Source organism: Sphingomonas sp., assembly GCF_035998645.1.
Taxonomy (GTDB): domain Bacteria; phylum Pseudomonadota; class Alphaproteobacteria; order Sphingomonadales; family Sphingomonadaceae; genus Sphingomonas.
This window is the reverse complement of record NZ_DASYHL010000003.1, coordinates 365,952-390,305: the sequence shown is the minus strand read 5'-3', so window position 1 is coordinate 390,305 and position 24,354 is coordinate 365,952. Positions and strand designations below refer to the sequence as shown.

The window sequence follows — 24,354 nt, the reverse complement described above, 5'->3', positions numbered from 1 at the left end:
TACCACGCGGCATGACCGGTGAACCCAAGGGTGGCGACCGCAAGCGCAGCTACGCCGCGCCCGCGCTGGAAAAAGGCATCGAGATCATCGAGCTGCTGGCATCCGCCCCGACCGGGCTGACCGTCAGCGAAATCGCACAGGGCCTCGGTCGCTCGATCGGTGAGATCTTCCGCATCGTGATCGTGATGGAGGCGCGCAACTGGCTGCGCAAAGGGCCAAAGGACGATCGCTACACCGTCACCTATCGCGTGCTCGAGGCGGCGTTCCGGGCGACCCCGGCGCATGGCCTGACCATGGCGGCGGCGGTGCCGATGCAGGAGCTGACCGACGCGATCAACCTGTCCTGCCACCTCGTCGTCGTCGGCGACGGCTCCGGGTTGGTGGTCAAGCGTCAGGAAAGCCCCGGCCATGTCGGCTTCGGCGTCCGCCTCGGCGTCAGCGTCGATCTGGTGACGAGCTGCTCCGGCCATGTCCTGCTCGCCTTCATGCCCGAGGCGCAGCGCGAGGCGCTCGTCGCCGAGCTGGTCGGATCGAACCCCGCCGCCGAGAAAGTGCTGCGACAGCGCATCGCGGTCGTGCGCGCGCAGGGCTATGAGATGCAGCCCAGCGCACGGGTCGCGGGCGTGACCGATCTCAGCTGCCCGATCTTCGGGTTTGAGGGGCATGCGGTCGCCGCGCTGACCGTGCCCTATCTGATCATGATCGACGGCTCCCAGCCGACCGACATCGACCAGACCCGCGACCGGCTGCGCGAAACGGCGGAGCGGATCTCGGCGGACCTTGGCTGGGTGCCGGCCGTCCCGGTCTGACCTACCAATGAAACAGCCCGGCCTGCATGCAGACCGGGCTGACTCCATCGGATACATCCCGAACTTGACGGTCAGAATTTGAATGCGACGCCCGCAGTGAATTTCCGCCCCGTGAACGACGTGTAATAGGGGTCCTGACGCACCGAGTCGTAGTAATATTCGATCGCCTCGTTGGTCAGGTTCTGACCTTCGAGCCGGACGCTGATCTGCGGCGTGACCTGGTAGGATAAGACCGCGTCAACGAACACCGTCGATTTGGCCCCCTGCACGTCGTTCACGCCGGTCGTGCGATCAATGCGCGACGTCGGCACCGTCAGCAGATATTTATCGCGATAGGTGGCGCTCCCGCGAATGCTGAACTTGTCATCCTCGTAATAAAGCGTGCCGCCTACCGTATGCTTCGACAGGTTGATCAGGTCACGGACAATGGTGCCGTCGCCCGTGCAGGGTGTGCTGGTGCTTTTGCAATAGACGATCTCGGAATCCACGAACGTGTAGTTCGCCAACATGCCGAAATTGCGGAACGCATCGCCCAGAAAATCGAACCCGGTCTGCAAATTGACCTCGATTCCCTTGAGCGGACCGCCCGGCGTGTTCTGCCGGCTATTGACGGTGAACTCCTGGTCCGGCGTGTAGCCCGATCCCGCGATCAACGAGAGCGGCAAGCCGGTCTGGCTGAACGGCATCGACTCCCCGATCGACTGGATATAGCTGTCGATATCCTTGTAAAACGCACCGACCGAAATCAGCCCGCGATTGCCGAAATAATATTCCAGGCTCGCGTCCACCGTCTTCGCCCGGATCGGTTCCAGATAGAAGTTCGGCCCCGAAATTGTGCGCGTATTGAGCGCAATATTCACCCCGGCGGGCAGGATATGGTTCAGCTCGGGCCGCGCCATCACCTTGGCCGCGGCAAGGCGCAGGATCAGCTTGTCGGTAATGTCTGCGGTGAGCGTCGCCGAGGGCAGCCAGTCGTCATATTCGCGCGTCAGCACGCTGGTCGCGCCCGCGACCGTGCCGCGACCGCTCTGGCGGGTGTGGACATAGCGCACACCGATATTGCCGCGCAAACGCACCGGCAGCGCATCGGTGTCGAACTCGACCATGCCATAGGCGCCCGTCACCGCCTCGCGCAGCTGGTCGCTGATCGGGATCGCGGCGAGCGCATAGGCGCCGCTGTCGTCATTGGTAAAGTTGATCAGCCGGTCGATTGCATCATAATCCGGCGCCAGCCACGAACCGCCGACATCGCCCGGCATCGAGCTGCCAAAGCCGTCGATCAGCATCATCACCGAATTGAGCGCGGTCCCGGTGGGCAGCGCGCCGGTGGTCAGATTGCCGGCGCGGCTGCGCGTATATTTCTCGTAATTGGATTCGCGATACTGAACGCCGGTGCGCACCTTCAACCCGTCGAACAGCGCATAGGTCGCGTTGAACTCGGTCGTCAGATTCTCGGTATCTTCCTTGTTGTCGCCCTTGTTCAGCAGGTTGCGGAAGATGGTGACCCCGCCTCCGGCGACGTTCGGCGCGAACAGGTAATTGTTCGCATTGGTCGTGTCGAAGCCCCAGTTGATCACCGGAACGCTGCCGCCACCCCGGAAATCATAGGAGAAATTGTTGACGTCGTTGGCGAAGAAGCTGATCTGCGTCGACACCGGATTGTGCATCGTTGACAGCGACAGTCCGACAAACCCGTCAATCGTCAGCTTGCCCAACTCCTGCGAGAAGGTCGCGTTGATCTGACGGAAGGTCGTCGTATACTCGCGCCGCGCGGTGTCGTTCGAGATGTCGACCCCGTTGAACCGGCCATAATCGATGCTGCCCTGCGGATTGACCGCGATTTCGAGCACCGACGTGATCGGCTGGCCATGGTTGTTCGTGCCCCGCGCGAACGAATTGGCGGCGAAGGAATAATCCGTCCGCGTCACGTCATAGCGCGAATACAGCGCGTCGAGCGCGAATTTGGTCCCTTCGGCCGGCTCCGCCTCGAGCGTGACCGTCGCGCCGAGCCGCGAATAATCCTGCTCCGAGCGCAACCAGCGCGGGCTGCGATAGATGAATGCGTTGCGCGCCGCTTCATAGGTCGCAACATTCGCGGTCGTGCCGGGCAGGCGCGGCAGGCCCGTCGCGCAGTTCAGCGCATCGGTCCCGATCGTCGCATTATTGCCCGGATTCTGGGTGGCATAGCCGACCGGGGAACAGAACCCGCCCTGTTGGGTCCCGCGATACATCTCGACCGCTGACCATGCCTCTTCACGGGTATGCCGCTTGGTATAAGCGATCGACGCCGCGACCCCGAAGGTGCCATCGAGGAATTTCTTGGAAATCAGGCCGGTCACGCGCGGACTGACCTTCCCGCGCAAATCATCATAGGTGCCCTGCGCGCTCGCCGCGAAGGTGAAGTCTTCGGCATAGGCCAATGGGCGCGGCGTCTGCAGATCGACGGTCGCGCCGAGCGACCCTTCATCGATATCGGCGGAGTAGGTCTTGCGCACCGTCAGCTGGCTGAACAGCTCGGACGCGAACACGCTAAAGTCGAACGAGCGCGACGTGTTGAAACCGGCGCGGATGTCGGACGAGTTGGTCCCGCTCGACCCCTGCATGCCGTTGACGCGAACGCGGGTGAACTGGGCGCCAAGGCCGCGCACCGCGATGGTCTTGCCTTCGCCGCCGTCGCCGCGTGCCAGCGCGACGCCGGGAATGCGCTGCATCGATTCGGCCAGGTTCGAATCCGGGAATTTGCCGACATCTTCGGCCAGGATCGTGTCGACGACCCCGGTTTCCTCACGCTTCTGCGCGAGCGAGTCGCTCAGCGATTTGCGGAAGCCAGTGATGACGATTTCGTCCTCGCCCGCGCCGGGCGCGGTGGCCTCCTGCGCCAGTGCAGGCGATGCCGCACACAGGCCGATCGCCAATGCGACAACCGACGGATTCCACGCGACGTTCCGAAAATTCGCCATTCTCTACCTCCCCGTACATACAGCTTTTGGACTGCTTGACACGAAACCTGTAAGACAGTTTAAGCTGTCTGACAAGTCAGGTGCAATCATTTTTCACTGGTGGAAATTGGCTGCGAAACCAGGAGGAGAGGATTATGGAAACCCGTCGCGGATTGTTGTTGCGCGCGCCGTTGCTCGGCTTGCTCGCGCTGCCATCGACCGGGTTAGCGCGCGACCGAGTCGTCAATATCCGCAGCCATGGCGCGGTCGGGGATGGCAAGACGGTCAACACCCGCGCCATCCAGAAGGCAATCGACGCCTGCGCGGCGGCTGGCGGCGGGATGATCGTCGTCCCCGCCGGGGTGTTCGTCAGCGGATCGATCTGGCTCAAGCCCGGCGTCGGGCTTGAGCTGCGGCGCGGCGCGGTGCTGCGCGGATCGACCGACCTTGCCGACTATCCGCTGGTCATGCGCCGCTTTGTCGAGGCCTTCCCCGAACCTTTGCGCCTTGGCCTGATCAACGCGCGCGACAATCACGGCCTGCGCATCATCGGTCCCGGCACGGTCGATGGCGCGGGCGACCCGTTCTGGCGCCAGTTCTTCAGCGTCCCGGACGAGTTCGTCGAGGGGAACAAGGTGCAATACCACTTCCCCCAGCTCTGCTCGATCGAGGATTGCGACGACGTGCTGGTCAGCGGGGTGACGTTCAAGGACCCCGCTTTCTGGAACCTGCACATGTACCGCTGCCGCCGCTCGGTGGTCGAGGATTGCCGCTTCGTGGTGCCGCACAAGATCCGCGCGCCCAGCAGTGACGGCGTCGATCTCGACAGCTGTCAGGACATTGTCGTACGCCGCTGCTTCTTCTCGGTCGATGACGATTGCATCGCGCTCAAGGGCACGCAGGGGCCGGGCGCAGCCGCCTATGCCGAAGCACCGCCGGTCGAGCGCATCCACATCCATGACTGCATGTTCGAACATGGCCTGGGCTGCGTCACCTATGGCAGCAACGCGACGATCGTGCGCGACGTGCGGGTCGAACGCATCACCAATGTCGGCGACATCCCGACGATCCGGTTCAAGGTGCGCCCCGACACGCCGGGACAGGTCTATGAAAAGCTGCGGGTCAAGGGCGTCCGCCTCGCCGAAGCGCCCACCCCCTATGGCCCGCACTGGCACAATGGCGAGGTGTTCTACGACTATGGCAAGCCGAACTTCAGCGAGGGCGATCCCGCCGTCGGCCTCATCGTCAACGCCCGCCTGACCCATGGCACGCGCGTCGAACCGAAAATGCCGGGCGCGATCATCCGCGACGTGGTGATTGAGGATGTGAAGGGCACCACGCGCCGATTCGGCAACATCTCCGGCAGTCCGACGACCGCGATCTCGGACTTCCTGCTCAAGGATATCGATGTCCGCCTGACCGATTCCGGCGAGCGGCAAAAGCTGATCGCGCGCGACACGCGGAACATCCGCTTCAACAATGTCCGCGTCAACGGCGCGCCGGGCGAGATTATCACATAAATCCCCGATCCGGGCATTGATCATTCCTCCCCTGAGCGTGCTCAGGGGAGGTGGCAGCGCGTAGCGCTGACGGAGGGGCCGCCCTCGCAGAGGGCGGAATTTGCCGAGCTGTTCACGGCCGTCTGCGCGGCCGCCCCTCCACCACCGCCTGCGGCGGCGGTCCCCCTCCCCTGAGCAAGCTCAGGGGAGGAATATACAGTCACAACTTATACGCCGAGCGCACCAGATTATAGGCAAGGTCGGCGGCAACCGCCTGCGCCTCGTCCATCTCGATCCGGTGCTCGGCCACCAGCCGCGCCAGGAACGAGCAATCGACGCGGCGGCTCATGTCGTGCCGCGACGGGATCGACAGGAACGCGCGCGTATCGTCGTTGAATCCGACCGTGTTGTAGAACCCACCGGTCTCGGTCACCTGCTCGCGGAACCGGCGCATCCCCTCGGGGCTGTCATGGAACCACCATGCCGGCCCGATGCGCAGCGCCGGATAATGCCCCGCCAGCGGCGCGATCTCGCGCGCATAGGTGCTTTCATCCAGCGTGAAGAGGATGATCGTCAGGTCGCGCTCATTGCCGAACGCGTTGAGCAGCGGCTTGAGCGCATGGACATATTCGGTCCGCGACGGCCAGTCATCGCCCTTCGCCTCGCCGAACCGCGCCGCGATCAGCGGATTCTGGCTGCGCAGCGCCCCGGGGTGGATCTGCATCACCAACCCGTCATCCATGCTCATCCGCGCCATTTCGGTGAGCATCTGCCCCCGGAAACGCTCGGCATCCTTGGCATCGGCCTGCCCATTGGCGACGCGACCGTAGAGCGCCGCTGCCTCTTCCTGCGGCAGATTTTCGGTATGCGCAGTCGGATGACCGTGATCGGTCGAGGTGCAACCGCCATGCTCGATGAAGTAACGCCGCCGCGCGCGCAGCGCCGCGAGATAGCCGTCCCAGCTGCCGACATCCTCACCGGTGATCCGGCCGAGTTCGGGAAGGTCGGTCTTGAAGCGCGGATGCTCCGGATCAACCACATTGTCGGGCCGGAACGCGGTCAGCACGCGCCCGCTCCACCCGCTCGCGGTGATCGCGCGATGGTGGCGCAGATCGTCCAGCGGATCCTCGGTCGTCGCCAGCACCTCGATCCCGAACCGCTCGAACAGCGCGCGCGGGCGATAGTCATCCTGCTTCAGCTTCGCGTCGATCTGGTCGTAAATCTCGTCCGCGGTCTCGGGCGACAGCCGCTGCGGGATGCCCATGATCTCGTGCAGCGCATGGCCCAGCCACATCCAGCTCGGCGTCCCGCGCAGCAAATGGAAATGCTGCGCGAACAATCGCCAGATCTTGCGCGGATCGCTCTCGACCCAGCCGCCATCGATCCGCGGCACGCCCAGCTCCTCCAGCGGCACGCCCTGGCTGTAGAGCATACGGAAGATATAATGGTCGGGCACGATGAACAGCGACGCCGGATCGGCAAACGGATCGTTGGTCGCGAACCACGACGGATCGGTATGACCATGCGGGCTGACGATCGGCAGGTCGCGGACGGTGCCATAGAGTTCGCGCGCAAGCGCGCGGATGCCGGGGTCGGCCGGGAACAGCCGGTCTTCATGCAGTCGGTAGGGAATCGTCATCGTCAAAAGCCTTGCGAAGCGCCGCCATCGACCGGCAGCAGGACACCGGTCACGAACTTGGCGGCGGGGGAGCAGAGATAGACGGCGGCAAGGCCGATATCCTCCGCCTCCCCGAACCGCCCCATCGGCGTGCGTTGCAGGATGCGGTTCGATCGCGCGGGATCGCCGTCGAGCGCGCGGCGCAGCATCGGCGACTCGATCCAGCCGGGCGCGATCGCATTGACCCGCACCCCCTGCCCCGCAACCTCGCACGACAGCGCGCGGACCATGCCGACATAGGCCGACTTGGCCGCCGAATAAGCGATCACGCCGGGCATCCCGATCAGCGACGTCATCGACGCGGTGAACAGGATGCTGCCATGCCCCGCCGCGATCATGCGCGGCAGCACCGCCTGCGTCAGCGCATGCGCGGCCAGCACATGCGTGTCGAGCATGGTCGAAAACTCGTCGACCGACGTATCGATCGCCAGCTTCTTGAAGTTGATCCCGGCATTGTTGAGCAGGATCGACACCTTGCCGGTCTTCGCGATCACGCGCTCGACCAACGCGGGCAGCGCGGCGAAATCGGTGATGTCGGCGGCTTCCCAATGCGCGCCTTCGCCCAGTTCCTGAGCGGCGGCGCGGACCATCTCCTCACGGCGTCCGACCAGCACGACCTGTGCGCCAGCGGCATGCAGCGCGCGCGCCATGCCGAGGCCAAGGCCGCTGCCCCCGCCGGTGATCAGCGCAACTTCGCCATCAAGGCGGAACGGATCAGGCTGCCCAGATTCATGCGGCACTGCGGCACCCCCGATCCAGTTCCGGCGTGTCCTGGTGCTTGTACATCACGAAATACTCCCTGTGGCCCAGCGCCTCTGGCTTGCTGGGCGTGCCCGATGCGACATCGGCGACCATCGCCGCCAGCTCATCCGCCGCCGCATCGAGCGACAATTGCCCGGCGAGCACCCGGCCCGCATCGAAATCCATATCCTCTTCCATCCGCGCATAGGTGCGGCTGTTGCCCGTCACCTTGATCAGCGGCGCGACCGGCGATCCGATCACGCTGCCCCGCCCGGTGATAAACAGCACGATCTGGCTGCCCCCCGAAATCAGGTCCATGATCCCTTCGGTGTCGTTGGGATTGGTATAGCCGAACTGCATGAAGTGCGGATCGGGCACCGAATCCATGATCCACATGCCCGGCCAGGGCGGCGCTTCGCCGACCTTGATCACCCCCTGAATCGGGCGCGATCCGCTCTTGGCGAATGCGCCCATGCTCTTTTCCTCGATCGTGGTCAGCCCGCCGGCGAAGTTACCCGGCGAAACCGAGTACTGCCGGACGTCGCGGCAATAGGCTTCGGCCTTGGCATAGGCGGCCTCCAGCTCGCCGCGCGCACGATCGTCCACCGCGCGGGCGAGGATGATATCGCGCAGCCCGATCATCTCGACAATCTCTTCGGCAATCGCCGAACCGCCGGCATCGACGACCTTGTCGAACAACCGCCCGACCACCGGATTGCCGACCAGCCCGCTGGTCCCGTCCGATCCGCCGCATTCCGCGCCGAGCGTGAGATCGCCAAAGCCCATCTCGACCCGCGGTGTCTCGCGCCGGATGCGGTCGCGCAGCGCACGCACGCTGTCCTTGCCGCGCTCGACCGAGCTGCGCGTACCGCCGACATCCTGAATGAAAAAGGCATCGGCCGGGCGTCCGCTCCGCTCCACCGCCTCGGCGATCCGCGCCGGCTGGGTATATTCGCAGCCAAGGCCAACCGACAGCACCGCCCCGACATTGGGATGCCGCGCAAGGCTCAGCACCAGCCGGATCGCATATTGATTGTCGTAACAGCCGGGGAAGCCGATGACCTGCACGTCATCCTCCCCCGCCGCAATCGCATGGGCGACATGCGCCGCGCATTGCACGGTGTAGATCACCAGCACGATATTGCGCACGCCCTTGCGCCCATCCGGCCGCTGCCACCCGCTCCAGCGCCGCGCCGTCACGTCAGTCATAGGCCATGTCCTTCGCCGCGCCGGTGACGCCGTCGAAGCTGCCCGAGCGCGCATCGAACCGGCTTGCACAATTGTGCAGATGCACCCAGTCGCCGACACGGATCGCGCTACTGGCGATACCGATCGGAATGCCGAACTTCACCACCGCCGCGCCTTCCGCAATGTCGGCCAGGGCGACCTTGTGGCCCAGCGCGATCGGCTCTCGCAACACCAGGTCAGTGCCACCGACCACCGTCACCACCGCCGCCGCATCCTCCAGCAGCGTGGCAACATTGTCGTCAGGATGGATGCGGAACGCGCGGCTCATCGCATGCCTCACAGGATTCCGTATTTGGCGAACGCGTCGGTACTCGACATCCCGCCCTCGATCTCGCGCCGCACCAGCTTCTCGCCGCGCACCTTTTCCAGCGCGCGCTCGATCGCCTCGGCCTCGCAGTCGCGCGGGATGACCAGCACGCCGTCCAGATCGCCAAAGACCAGATCGCCCGGCTGCACCGTCACTGGCCCGACCTCGATCGGACAGCGAAAGTCGATCACCTTGGTCCGCACCCCCGAATCCTGCGCGAACCGCCCGCGGCTGAACACCGGCCAGTCCTGTTCCAGCACCTGCGGCGTGTCGCGGTGAAAGCCGTTGATCACCGCCCCCGCAGCGCCACGCTGCCGCGCCGTCGCGGTCAGGATCTCGCCCCAATAAGCAGAGCGCATCGCCCCGCCGCTCGCCAGATAGATGTCGCCCGGCTCCAGCTGGTCGAGCGCCTGTGTCAGCTTGCCGAACGGCTCGGCCTGCGGGCCATAGACGTCGATCATCACCACCGGCATCGCGCGCCCGATCAGCTTCATCGCCGTCCGCATCGGCTGGATCGGCTGCGGCAGGAACTGGTGCACCCGCCCCATACTGTCGAGAATATCGCCCACCACCGGCGTGTACAGCTCGGTCCGGAACAGCTCGAAAATCGCCTTGTCGTCCATGATCAGTCCACCGTTACAGTCTTGGTTGCGGGACGGCCCACGATCAGCGCCATCACCAGCACCGCCAGCGGGTAGGCAAGCGCCGCCCCGATAAAGAGCAGCTTGTAGTTCCCGCCGGTCGCATCGAGGATGCGCCCCACCGCCATCGCCACGAACATGCCGACGATCCCGGCCGCAAAGCCGCCCATGCCGATCACCGAACTCACCCCGCGCGACGGCACCGTGTCGGACGCCAGCGTGTAGAGATTGGCCGACATCCCCTGGTGCCCGGCGGCGGCGAGCGCGATCATCAGCACGGCGGGCCACAGGTCCGACACTCCCGCGATGAACGCGACCGGAAGCGGGCACAGCGCCATCAGGAACATCGTCGCCAGCCGCGCGGGTACCGGCGACATGCCGCCACGGATCATCCGCGACGAAATCCACCCGCCCGCGACACTCCCGACATCGGCGACCAGATAGATCACGACCAGCGGCGCAATCGCCCCCATCATGTCGATCCCGAACCGGTCGTGCAGGAACCCCGGCACCCAGTTGAGGTAGAACCACCACACCGGGCTGGTCATCAACATGCCCACGACATAGGCCCAGGTACCGCGATAGCGCAGCAGCGACAGCCACGGCACATGCGGCTGCGGCGCCGTGTCCTCACCCGCCTTGATATAGGCCAACTCCTCGGCCGACAGGCGGCTCTGCCGCTCGGGCTGCTCATAAAAGCGCCACCACAGCACCAGCCAGATCAGTCCCAGGCTGCCCGCGATCAGGAACGCCGCGCGCCAGCCAAATGCGGCGACCACGAACGGCAGCGAAATCGGGGTTACGATCGCGCCGATATTGCTGCCCGCATTGAAGATGCCGGTGGCAAAGGCGCGCTCCTGCGGCGGAAACCATTCGCGCACCGCCTTGATCGATGCGGGGAAATTGCCGCCTTCGGTAATCCCCAGCACGCCGCGCGCGATCTTGAACCCCAATACGGTCGACATCAGGCCATGCGCCGCCGCCGCAAAGCTCCACCCGAACACCGCGAGCGACAACCCCTTGCGCACCCCGATCCGGTCGATCAGCCGCCCGCCGAGCAGATAGCCAAAGGCGTACAGCAGCGAGAATGCGGCGATGATGTCGCCATAATCGGTCTCGCTCCACCCAAATTCGGCATCGAGCGTCGGCTTGAGCAGCCCGAAAATCTGGCGGTCGATGTAACAGATGGTGGTCGAGGTGAAGAGCAACGCGCAGATCACCCAGCGATAGCGTCCGCGTGGCTTTGCCGCAGTATAGTCCGCACCGGCCGCGCGGGTTTCGCTGGTCATGGTTCTGGCATCCCTCCGGTGCGGTGCGCGGCTCGAACGGCGACGCCCTTAATCCTGTAAGACAGGATTGATTGGTTTGAACCGGTATGACAAGTCCGTTTTTTCTGTAATGTGCAGTTTGATACGAATTCGGGGGCTCCCGAACCGACGGAGGATCTCTTGCAAGCGGCGAACGAAGACGACGGCACACCCGTAAAATCGGTCAGTCTGGTCGAACAGGTCATTGCCTATCTTCGCGAACATGTCGCGAGCGAACAGCTGCGCCCGGGCGCCCGCCTGCCCAGCGAAACGACGATCAGCGAAAAGCTGGGGGTCAGCCGCCCGGTCGTGCGCGAAGCGATGCGCACGCTCGCCGCGACCGGCCTGGTCGAAATGGCGGTGGGCAAGCGCGCGACGATCGTGCCGGTGGATGGCGAGATGATGTCGCGGGTGATCAGCAACGCGGTGCTGATCGGCCAGGCGAATGAACGCGATATTCTCGAGCTGCGGCGCGGCGTCGAAATCGCGATGGTGGCGCTCGCCGCGCAGCATCGCACCGAAGAACAGGCCGCCGAACTGCAATCGATCATCGCCGACATGGCGCGCGATATCGACGATGCCGACCTGTATCTCGCGCTCGACCTGCGGCTCCACGTGACGCTCGCCCAGGCGACTGGAAACCCGCTCTACTCGCTGCTGATCGACGCGCTGCGCCAGCTCATTCTGGTCGCGATGAGCACCGGGCGTGAGCGCTGGTCGCAGATTCACGGGCTGTCGCGCGTCCAGGAATTGCATGAGCAGATTGTGGCCGCCGTCGTCGCCGGCGATGCAGCCGCTGCTGCGGCGGCAATGGCGCAGCATTTCGACGATGCGCTGACGGTCATTCTGGCGCCGATCGCGGCCGAGGCCTCCGCCCCCCGTTGAACATCATCGCATTTTGCGCCACAATCCTGTCAGACAAGTTTGACGACGGACGGCAGCATGCGCATCGAAAAGTTTGAAACCTGGATCTGCAACCGCCCCAACGGGCTGTTCGACGAGGATCGCGAGGGCGCAGCGCCGATGCCATGGAGCTATGGCGTCGGGCGAATCGAAACGTCCGATGGGGTCGAGGGCATCGCAACCTTCTGGGCCGCGCGCTCCGGCGCAGTCACCGACGCCTATCTATCCGATGTGATCGCGCCGGTGATCCTCGGGCGCAGCATCCACGACCGCGAAGCGATCTGGCACGATTTCTGGAATATCGACCGCCACGGCGCATTCTTCCCCGTGTTCCTGCCCGGCCCGATCGACGTGGCGCTGTGGGACGCCGCCGCGCGCACCGCCGGGCTGCCATTGCACCGCTATATCGGCAGCTACCGTACCAGCCTGCCTGTCTATGCCAGCAGCCTGTGGCTGCCCGGCATCGACGATTATGTGCGTGAGGCGCTGGCGTACAAGGAACGCGGGTTCAAGGCGTATAAGGTCCATCCTTGTGGCCCCAGCAGCCTCGACATGGAAATCCACGCCGCCGTGCGCGCTGCGGTCGGCCCCGACATGATCCTGATGACCGATCCGGTCGCCGAATATTCGCTGCATGAGGCGATCAAGGTCGCCCGCCATCTCGAACAGCTCGACTATTACTGGTTCGAAGAGCCGTTCCGCGACTACGAGCTCGACAAATATGCCAAGCTCAGCGCCGCGGTGGACATCCCGATCGTCGGCACCGAAACCACGCGCGGCGGCCCATGGGGCGTGGCACAGGCGATCAAGGCCGATGCGGTCGACATGGTCCGCGCCGACGTGTCGTGGAAGGGCGGCATCACCGGCACGCTCAAGGTCTGCCACCTCGCCGAGGCGCATGGCATGAATTGCGAGCTGCACACCACGACGATGGGGCCGATGGATATCGCCAACATCCATGTCGCCTGCGCCGTCCGCAACTCGGAATATTTTGAGCTGTTCGTGCCCGAAGACACGTTCCAGATCCCGATGAAGCAAAGCCTGCGCGACTTCATGGACGCCGATGGCCGCATCCATGCGCCCGAGGGGCAGGGGCTCGGCATCGACATCGACTGGGATCTGGTCGATGCAAATTGCGTGTCGCACCGGACGTTCAAGGCCTGATCGCATATCATAATATGTCATACGTTAATTGACCTGATCGGTCGGACACCTACATAGGCTCCGACCGGTCGGGCGCGCGCACTTGCCGCCCGGCCACCAACCGATCTGACAAGGGCGAGACATCGATGCTGACCGGAGACTTGTTCATTGCCGGCGAACGCCGCGCGTCGCCGACCCGCTTCCACGCGCACGACCCCGCGCTCGACGCGGCGATCACCGACACCGGCTTTGCCGAAGCCAGCGCCGATGACCTCGCCGATGCCTGCGCCGCCGCCGACGCCGCGGCCCAGCCCTATGCCGCGCTCCCGCTCGACCGCCGCGCCGCGTTCCTCGACGCCATCGCCGATGAGATCGAGGCGCTGGGCGACGCGCTGGTCGAGCGCGCCTGCCGCGAAACCGGTCTGCCCGCCGCACGCATCACCGGCGAGCGCGGCCGCACCGCCAACCAACTGCGCCTGTTCGCGCGCGAGGTTCGCGATGGCCAGTGGCAGAAACTGCGCATCGACCATGCCGACCCCGCCCGCACCCCGCCACGCCCCGACCTGCGCCTGCGCATGATCCCGCTTGGCCCGGTCGCGGTGTTCGGCGCATCCAACTTCCCGCTCGCCTTCTCGACTGCGGGCGGCGACACCGCCTCGGCGCTCGCAGCGGGCTGCCCCGTCATCGTGAAGGGCCATCGCGCCCATCCCGGAACCTCGGAACTGATCGCCGGCGCGATCACCCGCGCAGCCGAAGCCACGGGGATGCCAAAGGGCGTGTTCAGCCTGATCAACGGCGCGCGCGCGATCGGCGAAGGCCTGGTCGCCGATCCGCGCATCCAGGCCGTCGGCTTCACCGGATCGCGCGCCGGGGGTGAAGCCCTCATGCGCATCGCCGCCGCCCGCCCGCGCCCGATCCCGGTCTATGCCGAAATGTCGGCGATCAACCCGGTCGTGCTGATGCCGCACGCCCTCGCAGCACGCGCCACCGCGCTGGCCGAGGGCTTCGTCGCCAGCCTGTCGATGGGCGCGGGCCAGTTCTGCACCAACCCCGGCCTGATCCTGGCCATCGACGGCCCCGACCTCGACACCTTCACCACCCGCGCGCGCGACGTGCTCGCCACACTGGCACCACAGGTCATGCTCACCCCCGGCATCTGCGCGGCGTTCGCAGAGGGCAAGGACCGGCTCGCGCAAAGCCCGCATGTCACCCCGGTCGGCGAGGGGGTCGCTCCTGCCACCCCCGGTCAGGGCAGCGCCGCCTTGTTCACCATCGCCGGGCGCGACCTGCTCGCTGACCCCGCGCATCTGCACGAAATGTTCGGCGCCGCATCGATCATCGTGCGCTGCACCGATCGCGCCGAACTGACCGCGATCCTCACCGCGCTCGAAGGCCAGCTCACCGCCACGCTGCACATCGACGCGGCCGATCATGACGCCGCGCGCGACCTGCTCCCGGTGCTGGAACGCCTCGCCGGGCGCATCCTCGCCAATGGCTGGCCCACGGGGGTCGAGGTGACGCATGCGATGGTCCATGGCGGCCCCTATCCCGCCACCTCCGATCCGCGCAGCACCTCGGTCGGCACGCTCGCCATCGACCGCTTCCTCCGCCCGGTCAGCTATCAGGACATCCCCACAGAGCTGCTTCCCGCCCCCCTGCGCGCGGGCGGACAGGCCGGCATGCTGGCCCGCATCGACGGAGTGTGGACCGTCTAACCCGGCACCGGCGCGTCGGCGCGGATCAGCCCCGCCGCGCGCAGGTCGCTCCAGAAGGCCGCCGGGATCGGATGACGGATCAGCGTCAGCGCGTCGTCCACTTGTCCCACCGTCCCCATCCCCGGCACCACCGCCGCGACCTGCGGATGCGCCAGCGGGAATTGCAGCGCTGCGGCAGCCAGCGGCACCCCATGCGCGGCGCAGACATCCTCGATCCACCCCACCCGCTCGACGATCGCGGCGGGCGCCGGTTCATAGTTGAAATTGGGGATGCCGCCCCCCCGCACACCCTTGGCCAAAATCCCCGAATTATACGGCCCCGCGATCACCAGCCGCACCCCGCGCGCCGCACACAGCGGCAGCAACCGGTCCAACGGATCCTGCTCCAGCAACGTATAGCGCCCGGCCAGCATCAGCAGGTCCACGTCACCCGCCGCCAGCATCTCCTCACACACCGCGACCTCGTTGACGCCCAGCCCAATCGCCGACACCGCCCCCGACGCGCGCAGCTCGCACATCGCGCGATAACCGCCCTCCAGAAACTCGGCGAACAGACGCGGATGATCGGCACCATGCGCAAAGCTGCCAATGTCGTGCGCATAGAGGATATCGATCCGTTCCCGCCCCAACCGCTTGAGGCTGGCCTCATGCGACCGCATCACCGCGTCATAGCTGTAATCGAACACGCTCTCATACGGCTCGGGCGTGACGAACGCCTGCCGCACCGCCGACAAATCGGCATCGGGCCGCGGATCGAGCCGCCGCCCGACCTTGGTCGAAATGATCGCGGTCTGATCCGGGTCCAGCTCCGCCAGCGCCGCGCCCAGCCTTTTCTCGCTCAGGCCAAAACCATAATGCGGCGCAGTGTCGAAATAGCGCACCCCCGCATCCCAAGCCCGCGCCACAACTGCCCGCGCCTGCTCATCCGGCACCGCTCGATACAGGTTCCCGATCGACGCCGCGCCAAACGCCAGCGGGCCAAGCGAACCGTTCACGCCAGAACCTGCACGTCGCCCAGCACCACGCCGCTGCTATCCTTCGCCGACACCGCCTCGCCACGCGGCTTGCGCGACGACAGCCCGTCGATCTGCGCCCCCGCGACATTGCGCAACGCAACCGTCGGCCGCGCATCCGGCACATCGGTCGTGAACCGACAGTCCCGCACCGCCAGCCGCTTCGCATGTCGCGCCCACAGCCCATGCGCGGGCAATGTCTTGAGGTAACTTACCTCCAGGCTCGTCTCACGCCGATATTCCGGCTCACGCGCCGCATCGGCGGCAGTCCCCCCGCCCGCCGACTGCACGTCGATGCCGGTAAAGCTCACATCCTCCACCGGCCCGTCCGCAAAGCCCTCGACCCCGCACGGATAGCGCGGATCGACGCCGGACGCCTGAATATCCTCAAACCGCACCCGCCGGATCGCCCCGACCGGCGTCCCCCTGGGTGCCCGCATCCGCGCCGCATGATGGACGAACAGCGGATGGTTGACCGGATCGCGCAGCACGATCCCCGAAATCGCGACATCCTCCATCACGCCCCCATCGACGATGCCGATCAGGATGCCGCGCGTATTGGTGCAGATACAGTCGGCAATGCGCACATTGCGGAACCCGCCATTGGTCTCGGTCCCCATCTTGATCCGCCCCAGCACCCCGATCTTGTCGGGCGCGGGATAGTCCGACAGGCGGTACGTCCCATCGAGCAGCGATCCCATCGCATACCCGCTGGTCTTGCACCCCTGGATCAGAATGTCCTCGCACATCACCTTGCGGCCCAGCGCATAGCTGCTCTTGAGCACCATCGCATCGTCCTTGGGCGCGTTGACCGTGCAATTGACCACGCGCACGTCGCGGCAGCAATCGATGTCGATCCCGTCGCGGTCGGTATCGATCACGATCCCGTCCAGCGCCATGTTGCTACAGCCATGCGCGATAATCCCGAAATGCCCCGCCTGCAGGATCGTGAAATCCTGCAACCGCACATTGCGGCAGTTCATCAACCCGATCGTCTTGTTCGCCCGCCCGACCTGCGCCGCCTCATTCGCGTCGCGCAGCATAAACTCCTTCGGGCTGATCCCCAGCGCCTTGGCCGACTGCCAGGTCTTGCGCTGCCACCAGCGGTCGCCCGGCCCTTCGCGATCGAGGCCCAGCCCGTGCAGCATCCCCGGCCCGACCACCCCGATATTCGACGCGCCATCGGCATAGATCAGGCTGTTATGGACATGGGTAATCCCGAAATCCTGGAACTGCTCTTCCAGATAATTTTCGGGCGGATCATAGTTGCGGCCATGGATGTCAGGATCGGCCGCCTCGATCACCGCGCCCGCCGACAGCGCCAGCGTGATGTTGTCGCGCAGCCGGATCGAAAAACTCAGATACCGGCCCGGCGGTACCAGCACGACACCCCCGCCACGCTTCGCCGCTGCGGCAATCGCCCGCGCAATTGCCGGGCTGTCGATCGTGCGCCCATCGCCGCGCGCACCATGGTCGCGGATATTCTCCACGCCATGCCCGGTCAGCGCGGATTGGGCGAGCGCAGGACTACCCAGCAACAAGGTGAGAAGCCCGATGGTCGAACGGCGATCCATGGGAAAGTCGGCGCTTGCGTGTCGATCAAACATAATTCATCATATGTTTGATCGCGGCATCTGTCCATGCCGCTTGTCCCGATTAGGAGAGAGTTTGATGGGCCGTCTGGAAGGCAAGGTCGCGCTGGTCACCGCTGCGGGCCAGGGGATCGGCCGGGCCACCGCGCAAGCCTTTGTCCGCGAAGGCGCGCGCGTGATCGCCACCGATGTCCGCGCCGAAGCGCTGGAGGGGCTTGAGGGTGCAGAGCTGCGCGTGCTCGACGTGACGAACGCCGCCGCGGTAAAGGCGATTGCGGCCGCCAATCCCGAAATCAACGTCCTCTACAACTGCGCTGGCGTCGTCCATGCTGGCACCATCCTCGACTGCGATGAGGAGCAATGGGACTTCGCCTATGCGCTCAACGTCACCGCGCAATATCGCATGATCCGCGCGGTGCTGCCCGGCATGATCGCGCGCGGCGGCGGGTCGATCATCAACATGTCGTCGGTCTGTTCGAGCATCAAGGCGGTCGCCAACCGCTTCGCCTATGGCGCGACCAAGGCGGCGGTGATCGGCCTCACCAAATCGGTCGCGATCGACTATGTCACCCACGGCATCCGCTGCAACGCGATCTGCCCCGGCACGGTCGAAACCCCGTCCCTCATTCAGCGGCTGCACGACACCGGCGACTTTGAAAAAGCCTATGCCGAATTCACCGCGCGTCAGGCGATGGGCCGGTTCGGGCGGGTGGATGAACTCGCCGCGCTCGCCGTCTATCTCGCCTCGGACGAAAGCGCCTTCACGACCGGCACGACCAGCGTCATCGATGGCGGCTGGGTGAATTAATGGAGAGGTTTCCCATGATCGCACGCTCGCTGACCCTCGCCGTCGCGCTGCTGTCCGCCTCCACCGCGATGGCGCAGGTGACGGTGCATGTCGCCCCGACCGGCGATGATCGCGCGCCGGGCACACAGGACCGCCCGGTCCGCACGCTCGAACGCGCGCAGGCTTTGGTCCGCACCCACAATGCGCGGCAGGACGTGACCGTGCTCCTCGCCGACGGCACCTATCGCCTGACCGCCCCGTTGGTCTTCCGCCGCGCCGATGGCGGGTTGAACGGCAAGCGCGTCGAATGGCGCGCCGCCGATGGCGCCAAGCCGGTGATCTCCTCGGGCATCGAGGTCGCGAACTTCACCCCGTACGACGCCGATCGCCGCATCTATGTCGCCGCCACGCCCAAGGGGCTGGATACGCGCCAGATCTGGGTCAACGGCACCGTCGCCGAACGCCCGTGGATCGAACTCAAATCCTCCGACGTGAAGTTCGGCCCGACCGGCTTTGAAATCACCAACCCCAAATATGACTATGTCGCCAAGCTCGCCCGGCCCGACCGGCTGGAGCTGGAAGCAACCGGCTTCTTCACCGACCGCTATTCGCCGGTAAAGGCGATCGACGGCATGCGCGTCACCATGCACCAGCCCGCCTGGGACAATAACACATGGGGCTATGACACGATCAGCAAGCCGATCTTCCCCGACGATTCGCGCCTGTTTCTGGTCAACGCGCTCGAATTCATCGGCAAGACCAACGACTGGCACGCGCGCTATCACCAATGGGTGATCGAGCCCGAAGCGGGCAAGCTGTACCTGCGCACCGGGATCGACGAAGACATCAAGGACCTCAAGGTCGTCGTCCCCACGCTCGAAACCCTGGTGTCGATCAGCGGCACGCCCGACGCGCCGATCGAGCGGATCAGCTTTCGCGGGATCACCTTCGCGCACAGCTCATGGCTCGGCGCGTCGCAGCCCACCGGCTATGCCAATCAGCAGAGCGGCGCCTATCTCAAGGACGTCTCCCCGATCCGGCCGAAGGATGCATGGTCAACATGCGGCTGGGGCTGTGTCGAGTTCGAATCGATGCGCCTCAAATGGCACCAGATGCCCGCCGCGGTTCAGGTCTCCGCCGCACGCGACGTGACGTTCGAGGGCAATCACTTCAATCAGCTCGGCCAGATCGCACTCGGCATCGGCAACGAACCGACAGCGCATCTCACCGGCGTCGGCCTCGCAACCAGCGGCGTCCGCGTCTCGCGCAACCGCTTCTCGGTGCTCGCGGGCGGGGCGATCATGGCCGGCGGCGTGCGCACCGATGCGCACCATCCGTCCAACGCCAACCTCACCAACCGCGACCTCGTCATCGCCGACAACACGCTCGTCACGGTCAGCCAGGACTACAAGGACAACGCCGCGATCCTGACCACCTATTTCGACGGCGCACAGATCCTGCACAACGACATCAGCGACGCACCCTATGACGCGATCGCGACCGGCTGGGGCTGGGGCTACAACGACGCGGGCGGCAACCCCAATTACGAGCAAAACGCCAAGGGCTATGTCCACAACCCCAAATTCACCACCCCCACCACGCTGCGCAACACGCTGGTCGAAGGGAACCGCATTCATGGCGTGAAGCTGTGGTATGAGGATGGCGGCGCGATCTACAATCTGTCGGCCAACCCCAATTCGGTGATCCGCAACAACCACATTTTCGACATCTCGAACCGCATCGCCATCTATCTGGATGAAGGCAGCAAGCACTTCACCGTCACCGGCAATGTCGTCGAGACCGGCGGCAAGTGGCTCAACATCAACACCGCCGGCAAGATGTACGCCCGCAAGATCTCGACCGACAATCGCGCGGTGGGCAACTGGCACAATTCGATGAGCACCGGCGGACGCTGGCTCCCCGAAATCGGCAACGACGCACGCGGCAATTTCCTGATCCCCGACCGCAACTGGCCCGCCGATGCGCAAAAGGTGATCGAGGCAGCCGGTCCGCGCGACTGAGCGTGTAATCGCAGGACATTCCTGCCCACAGAAGCGAACCGCGCCGCCGACAAATGGCGCGTTCTCCCGCGACATGTTCGCATCAGTCGTTTCGGACGAACCGGCAAAACGCGCCTACCCGGACCTGCCAACCCACGCATTTCCGCCAGTTCCACGCCATTCCACGTGAAACCTATTTGGTTATTTTAGCCGCACGATGGAAACCTCTGCGCCGATATAGCGGAACGCACCACCCCCAAAAAATGCCCACCGCGCGGCGTTCGCGCGGTGGGCCTGAGGAGAGATGGGTTCAAGGCCGGGTGGCGTAGCGCCAGGTCACCTGGTCGGTCAGCGTCTTGCCATCGGGGGTCCGCGCGCGCGCCTCGACGCGGTTCTCGCCCTTGGCCAGTTCGATCGTCCACTTGGCCATGCGATCCTCGACCGGCACCGTCTTCCACGCCCCGCCGTTCAGCCGCAGCTCGATGCTCGGCAGGTTCGAGAACGCCATCACCTTGACCTGCTGCGTCCGCTTGTCGGTGTCGCGGCGGCTGGTGATGTGCAGCATCGGCGTCTCGGCCCAATTGGCCTGATACCAGTAATAGGCATCCTTCTTCGTCTGCCGATCCTCGGTCACCAGCCCCTTGTCGTTGATCGCCGGACGATCGCCCTCGTTGCGCTTGAACGACGGGAAATCGATGCCCAGCCAGATAAAGGTCGACCACAGGAACGGCCGCTTCTTCATCTCCAGCCAATGCTTCACATGGAAGTCGGTCTGATATTGTTCGGGGTGCCAATAGCCGTTCGATTCCGGCCGCTTCACCACCGGGTCTTCCTGATGCAGGATCGACGCGCCGGCACCATATTCGCTGACCCCGATCGGGCGCGTCGGCATCTTGGCGTGCAGCTCGTCCGCCCACGGCCCGATGTCCTCCGACTTGGTCCAATACCAGCCGAAATAGCGGTTATACGACACGGTATCGCTGTGCAGCGCGATCGGGTCGTTATCGTCGAGACAGCAATGGGCGTAGGTCGTCGGCCGCAGCGGATCGAGCGTCTTGGCGGTGCTGTTGAGGTCCGCCAGAATGCGGTTCGACGCCGCATCCGACTTGCGGATCTCGTTGCCGATCCCCCACAGCGCGACCGACGGGTTGTTATAGGTCTGCGCGATCAGCTCGCGCATCTGCTGCACCAGATTGACGCGGAACGCATCCGACTGGTCGTGATCGTCGATCAGCGGCACCTCGGTCAGGATCAATATGCCCAGCTCATCCGCGCGGTCATAGACGCGCTGCGGGTGCTGCATATGCGCCAGGCGGATGCCGGTGACGCCCATCTCGTCAAAGATCTTCAGATCCTCGTCGATCTCCGCCTGCGTCACGATCGGCCCGCGCCCGAACCGTGTCGGCATCTGCAAATTGACGCCATACAGCGGGTAGCGCTGGCCATTGAGCAGGAACGTCCCGTCCGGCTTCACCGCAACGGTGCGGATGCCAAGCGGCGCGGTCTGGCGATCGATCGCCTTGCCGCCCGCGACGACCTCACTGGTCACACGATACAGATAGGGCGACTTCCGCCCCCCCCACAGCTTCGGCGATTTGAGCGTGAAGCGCTGGTCCGCCGTCCCCCGCGCGCCGGGCGCAAGCGTCAGCGGGCTGCGCTGCGTCGCCACCACCCGCCCCTGCGCATCGGCGATGCGGGTGACGATCTGAAATGTCGCGGGGACCGCGCGGTCGTTGACCACCGCAGAGGTCACGCCGACCGTTGCGCCCGCCTTGCCCAGTGCTTCAGTCCGCACCTTGATCCCCGGCCCGGCATGGTCGAGCCGGTCGAAATGCAGCTGCGGCGTCGCGATCAGCGTCACCTCGCGATACAGGCCGCCAAAGATATTGAAGTCGCCGTTGAGCGGCGAGATCTGCGGGTTCTTCGCATTGTCCACCCGCACCGCGAGCAGATTTTCGCCAGCCTTCAGCCGGCCGGTCACGTCAAAGCGGAACGCGGCATAACCGCCCGCATGGCTGCCCACCTTCTCACCATTCAGCCACACATCGGCCTTCAGCGTCGCTCCACCGAAGTGCAGCAGATAGCGGGTCGCCGCGCGCGGCGTGTGGTCGATCTTCAGCCGGTACCAGGCGGGACCGCGATAATAGACGCCCTCCGGCTCGCCACGCGCCTTCGCCCCGCCAATCCCGGAGTCCTCGGCATTATAGGTGTGCGGCACCGCGACCCGCGCCCAGCGCACATCGTCCAGACCGGGCCGTTCGGCGCCGCGGACGTCTTCCTTGACGAAGCGCCAGCCCTCGCTCAGCGGCACCGCCTCATCGGCCATTGCGGCCGGTGCCGCCAGCAGCGCGAGGCCTAGCAGGCCGCGTCGGATCAAGGTCATCATGGCTGTGCCTCCTTGGCAAAAACATGCACCGCGCCGACCGCGATATTGCGGCACGCGGCATCGGCGCGGATCGCCGCGTCGCGCGGCTTGGGGCTGGTCAGCCCCCCGGTCACCGCCCCATCGACATGTTCCAGCGCAATCGCCGGGCGCGCGTCAGGGGTTGCGGTGTCGAAACTCAGATCGGTCAGGCTGAGGTTGCGGACATGCCGGGCGTACAGCCCGTGCGCGGGCAGCGTCCCCATAAAGCTCGGCTCCAGGCTGGACGTGCGCCGCTCGGGCACCTGCCGCGCCGCGTCCTCCGCCGTACCGCCGCCCGCCGCCTGCACATGCACGCCGCGAAAGCTCACATCCTCGATGATCCCATCCGGGATGCCGACCACCCCGCACGGATACTCGCGCCGCGCCCCTGACACCTGAATGTCGGTGAAACGCACCCGCCGCACCTTCGCCACCCCCGCCCCGCGCGGCGCGCGGTTGCGCGCGGACAGGCGCAGGAAGATCGGGTGGTTGACCGGGTTGATCAGGTTGATGTCGCGAAACGTCACATCCTCGAGCACCCCGCCATCGATCGCCCCCAGCTGCAGCCCGCGCGTATTCTCACAGATACAGTCGGCGATCAGGACGTTGCGGAACCCCGCAATGGAATCAGTGCCAAGCTTGATCCGCCCCAGCACCCCAACTTTGTCGGTCGAAAGATAGGGCGAGCGCTGGTACGTCCCGTCGAGCAAGGTGCCGAGCAGATAGCCGCTGGTCTTGCACCCGATGACCTGCACATCCTCACAAAACCGCGCTTCCTGGAGGCCATAGCTGCTCTTGAGCACGATCGCGTCGTCCTTGGGCGCGTTGACCACGCAATTGGTCACGCGGACATCGCGGCAGCAGTCGATGTCGATCCCATCACGGTCGGTATCGACGGTCAGCCCGTCGATCCGCACATTGGTGCAGCCGATCACGTAGCACGCGAAATGCCCGCCCTGCCGGATCGAGAAATCCTTGAGCAACACGTTGCGACAGCGGATCAGGCCGATCGCCTTGTTGCCGCGCCCTTCATATTTCATCTCTTCGGGATTGGCGCGCCGCGCCGCATCCGCGCTCAGCCCCCGCTCCTTCGGCGATTTCCAGCCGGGGATGCCGTGCCACCCCTGCGGCGGCCCGGCGCGGTCGAGACCCAGCCCATGGATCAGCCCCTGACCGATGATCGCGACGTCGCTAACCCCGTCGCCATAGATCAGGCTGTTGTGAAAATGGGCGAGGCCGTAATCGACAAACTGCTCCTCCCACACCCCTTCGGGCAGGTCATATTGCCCGGCATGCGTATCGGGATTGGCCGCCTCGATCACCGATCCCGGCATCAGCACGATCGTGATGCGGCTGCGCAACCGGATCGAAAAGCAAAGATAGCGCCCCGGCGGCACGACGATGGTACCCCCGCCCTGCGCGCTTGCAGCATCAATCGCGCGCTTGAAAGCGACCGAATCGATCGCCTTGCCATCGCCCTTCGCGCCATAGTCGCGGACATTGTGAAACCCGGTCAGCGCCCCGGTTGCACGCACCGGCGTCGCCGCCGCGGCAAAGGCGGCCCCGATCCCGACAAGCGCCGCACGCCGCCCGAACTCGGCCTGGCTCTCCAGCATGTCCTCTCCCAT

Annotated in this window: 18 protein-coding genes; 7 read left to right on the top strand and 11 right to left on the bottom strand. The window is 65.3% G+C overall.

All coding sequences use genetic code 11. The features are described 5' to 3' along the window. Positions 1-11: 11 nt before the first annotated feature. Positions 12-809 carry an IclR family transcriptional regulator gene (locus tag VGN66_RS05695; RefSeq protein ID WP_327517891.1) on the top strand — a complete coding sequence of 266 codons (798 nt, stop codon included), beginning with the start codon at positions 12-14 and terminating at the stop codon, positions 807-809. A gap of 71 nt (positions 810-880) precedes the next feature. On the opposite strand, the gene VGN66_RS05690 is transcribed toward VGN66_RS05695, so the two are convergent. Continuing rightward, positions 881-3,769 carry a TonB-dependent receptor gene (locus VGN66_RS05690; protein ID WP_327517890.1) on the bottom strand — a complete coding sequence of 963 codons (2,889 nt, stop codon included), beginning with the start codon at positions 3,767-3,769 and terminating at the stop codon, positions 881-883. Positions 3,770-3,903: 134 nt separating this feature from the next. Here VGN66_RS05690 and VGN66_RS05685 point away from each other — a divergent pair, with 134 nt between their 5' ends. Next, a complete protein-coding gene (locus tag VGN66_RS05685) occupies positions 3,904-5,268 on the top strand; it encodes a glycoside hydrolase family 28 protein (protein ID WP_327517889.1) in 1,365 nt (454 codons plus the stop codon). A gap of 199 nt (positions 5,269-5,467) precedes the next feature. On the opposite strand, the gene uxaC is transcribed toward VGN66_RS05685, so the two are convergent. From uxaC to VGN66_RS05655, 6 genes are read right to left on the bottom strand one after another with little or no spacing between them, the layout of a single operon-like run. Continuing rightward, positions 5,468-6,886 (bottom strand): glucuronate isomerase, encoded by a 1,419-nt coding sequence (gene uxaC, locus VGN66_RS05680; RefSeq protein WP_327517888.1) that lies wholly within the window; start codon positions 6,884-6,886, stop codon positions 5,468-5,470. Between the two features lie 2 nt (positions 6,887-6,888). Further along, entirely contained in the window at positions 6,889-7,665 is a 777-nt protein-coding gene (locus tag VGN66_RS05675) for an SDR family NAD(P)-dependent oxidoreductase (RefSeq protein ID WP_327517887.1), read from the bottom strand. Beyond that, positions 7,655-8,875: a UxaA family hydrolase gene (locus tag VGN66_RS05670; protein ID WP_327517886.1), complete on the bottom strand. Its 1,221-nt coding sequence runs from the start codon at positions 8,873-8,875 to the stop codon at positions 7,655-7,657. The genes VGN66_RS05675 and VGN66_RS05670 overlap by 11 nt, the downstream gene beginning before the upstream one ends. Next, on the bottom strand, positions 8,868-9,182 hold the full coding sequence (locus VGN66_RS05665; RefSeq protein WP_327517885.1) for a UxaA family hydrolase: 315 nt from the start codon (positions 9,180-9,182) through the stop codon (positions 8,868-8,870). The genes VGN66_RS05670 and VGN66_RS05665 overlap by 8 nt, the downstream gene beginning before the upstream one ends. Positions 9,183-9,190: 8 nt before the next feature. Further along, positions 9,191-9,844 (bottom strand): RraA family protein, encoded by a 654-nt coding sequence (locus VGN66_RS05660; protein ID WP_327517884.1) that lies wholly within the window; start codon positions 9,842-9,844, stop codon positions 9,191-9,193. A gap of 2 nt (positions 9,845-9,846) precedes the next feature. Then, positions 9,847-11,151 (bottom strand): MFS transporter, encoded by a 1,305-nt coding sequence (locus VGN66_RS05655; RefSeq protein WP_327517883.1) that lies wholly within the window; start codon positions 11,149-11,151, stop codon positions 9,847-9,849. A gap of 111 nt (positions 11,152-11,262) precedes the next feature. Here VGN66_RS05655 and VGN66_RS05650 point away from each other — a divergent pair, with 111 nt between their 5' ends. The 3 genes from VGN66_RS05650 (at position 11,263) to VGN66_RS05640 (ending at position 14,930) form a co-directional block, all read left to right on the top strand. Continuing rightward, positions 11,263-12,054, top strand: coding sequence for a FadR/GntR family transcriptional regulator (locus VGN66_RS05650; RefSeq protein ID WP_327517882.1), 792 nt, complete (start codon positions 11,263-11,265; stop codon positions 12,052-12,054). Positions 12,055-12,111: 57 nt separating this feature from the next. Further along, positions 12,112-13,236, top strand: coding sequence for an enolase C-terminal domain-like protein (locus VGN66_RS05645; RefSeq protein ID WP_327517881.1), 1,125 nt, complete (start codon positions 12,112-12,114; stop codon positions 13,234-13,236). A gap of 125 nt (positions 13,237-13,361) precedes the next feature. Then, on the top strand, positions 13,362-14,930 hold the full coding sequence (locus VGN66_RS05640; protein ID WP_327517880.1) for an aldehyde dehydrogenase (NADP(+)): 1,569 nt from the start codon (positions 13,362-13,364) through the stop codon (positions 14,928-14,930). On the opposite strand, the gene VGN66_RS05635 is transcribed toward VGN66_RS05640, so the two are convergent. Together VGN66_RS05635 and VGN66_RS05630 are read right to left on the bottom strand one after the other, a co-directional pair. Next, on the bottom strand, positions 14,927-15,925 hold the full coding sequence (locus tag VGN66_RS05635; protein WP_327517879.1) for an aldo/keto reductase: 999 nt from the start codon (positions 15,923-15,925) through the stop codon (positions 14,927-14,929). The genes VGN66_RS05640 and VGN66_RS05635 overlap by 4 nt on opposite strands. Beyond that, entirely contained in the window at positions 15,922-17,517 is a 1,596-nt protein-coding gene (locus VGN66_RS05630) for a rhamnogalacturonidase (RefSeq protein ID WP_327517878.1), read from the bottom strand. Before VGN66_RS05630 ends, VGN66_RS05635 begins: the two co-directional genes overlap by 4 nt. Before the next feature lie 97 nt (positions 17,518-17,614). Here VGN66_RS05630 and VGN66_RS05625 point away from each other — a divergent pair, with 97 nt between their 5' ends. Next, positions 17,615-18,343, top strand: coding sequence for an SDR family oxidoreductase (locus VGN66_RS05625; protein WP_327517877.1), 729 nt, complete (start codon positions 17,615-17,617; stop codon positions 18,341-18,343). A 14-nt stretch (positions 18,344-18,357) separates the two neighbouring features. Then, entirely contained in the window at positions 18,358-20,343 is a 1,986-nt protein-coding gene (locus tag VGN66_RS05620) for a right-handed parallel beta-helix repeat-containing protein (RefSeq protein ID WP_327517876.1), read from the top strand. Between the two features lie 289 nt (positions 20,344-20,632). On the opposite strand, the gene VGN66_RS05615 is transcribed toward VGN66_RS05620, so the two are convergent. Continuing rightward, entirely contained in the window at positions 20,633-22,708 is a 2,076-nt protein-coding gene (locus VGN66_RS05615) for a glycoside hydrolase family 2 protein (RefSeq protein WP_327517875.1), read from the bottom strand. Next, on the bottom strand, positions 22,705-24,342 hold the full coding sequence (locus VGN66_RS05610; RefSeq protein WP_327517874.1) for a rhamnogalacturonidase: 1,638 nt from the start codon (positions 24,340-24,342) through the stop codon (positions 22,705-22,707). Before VGN66_RS05610 ends, VGN66_RS05615 begins: the two co-directional genes overlap by 4 nt. Positions 24,343-24,354 lie beyond the last annotated feature (12 nt).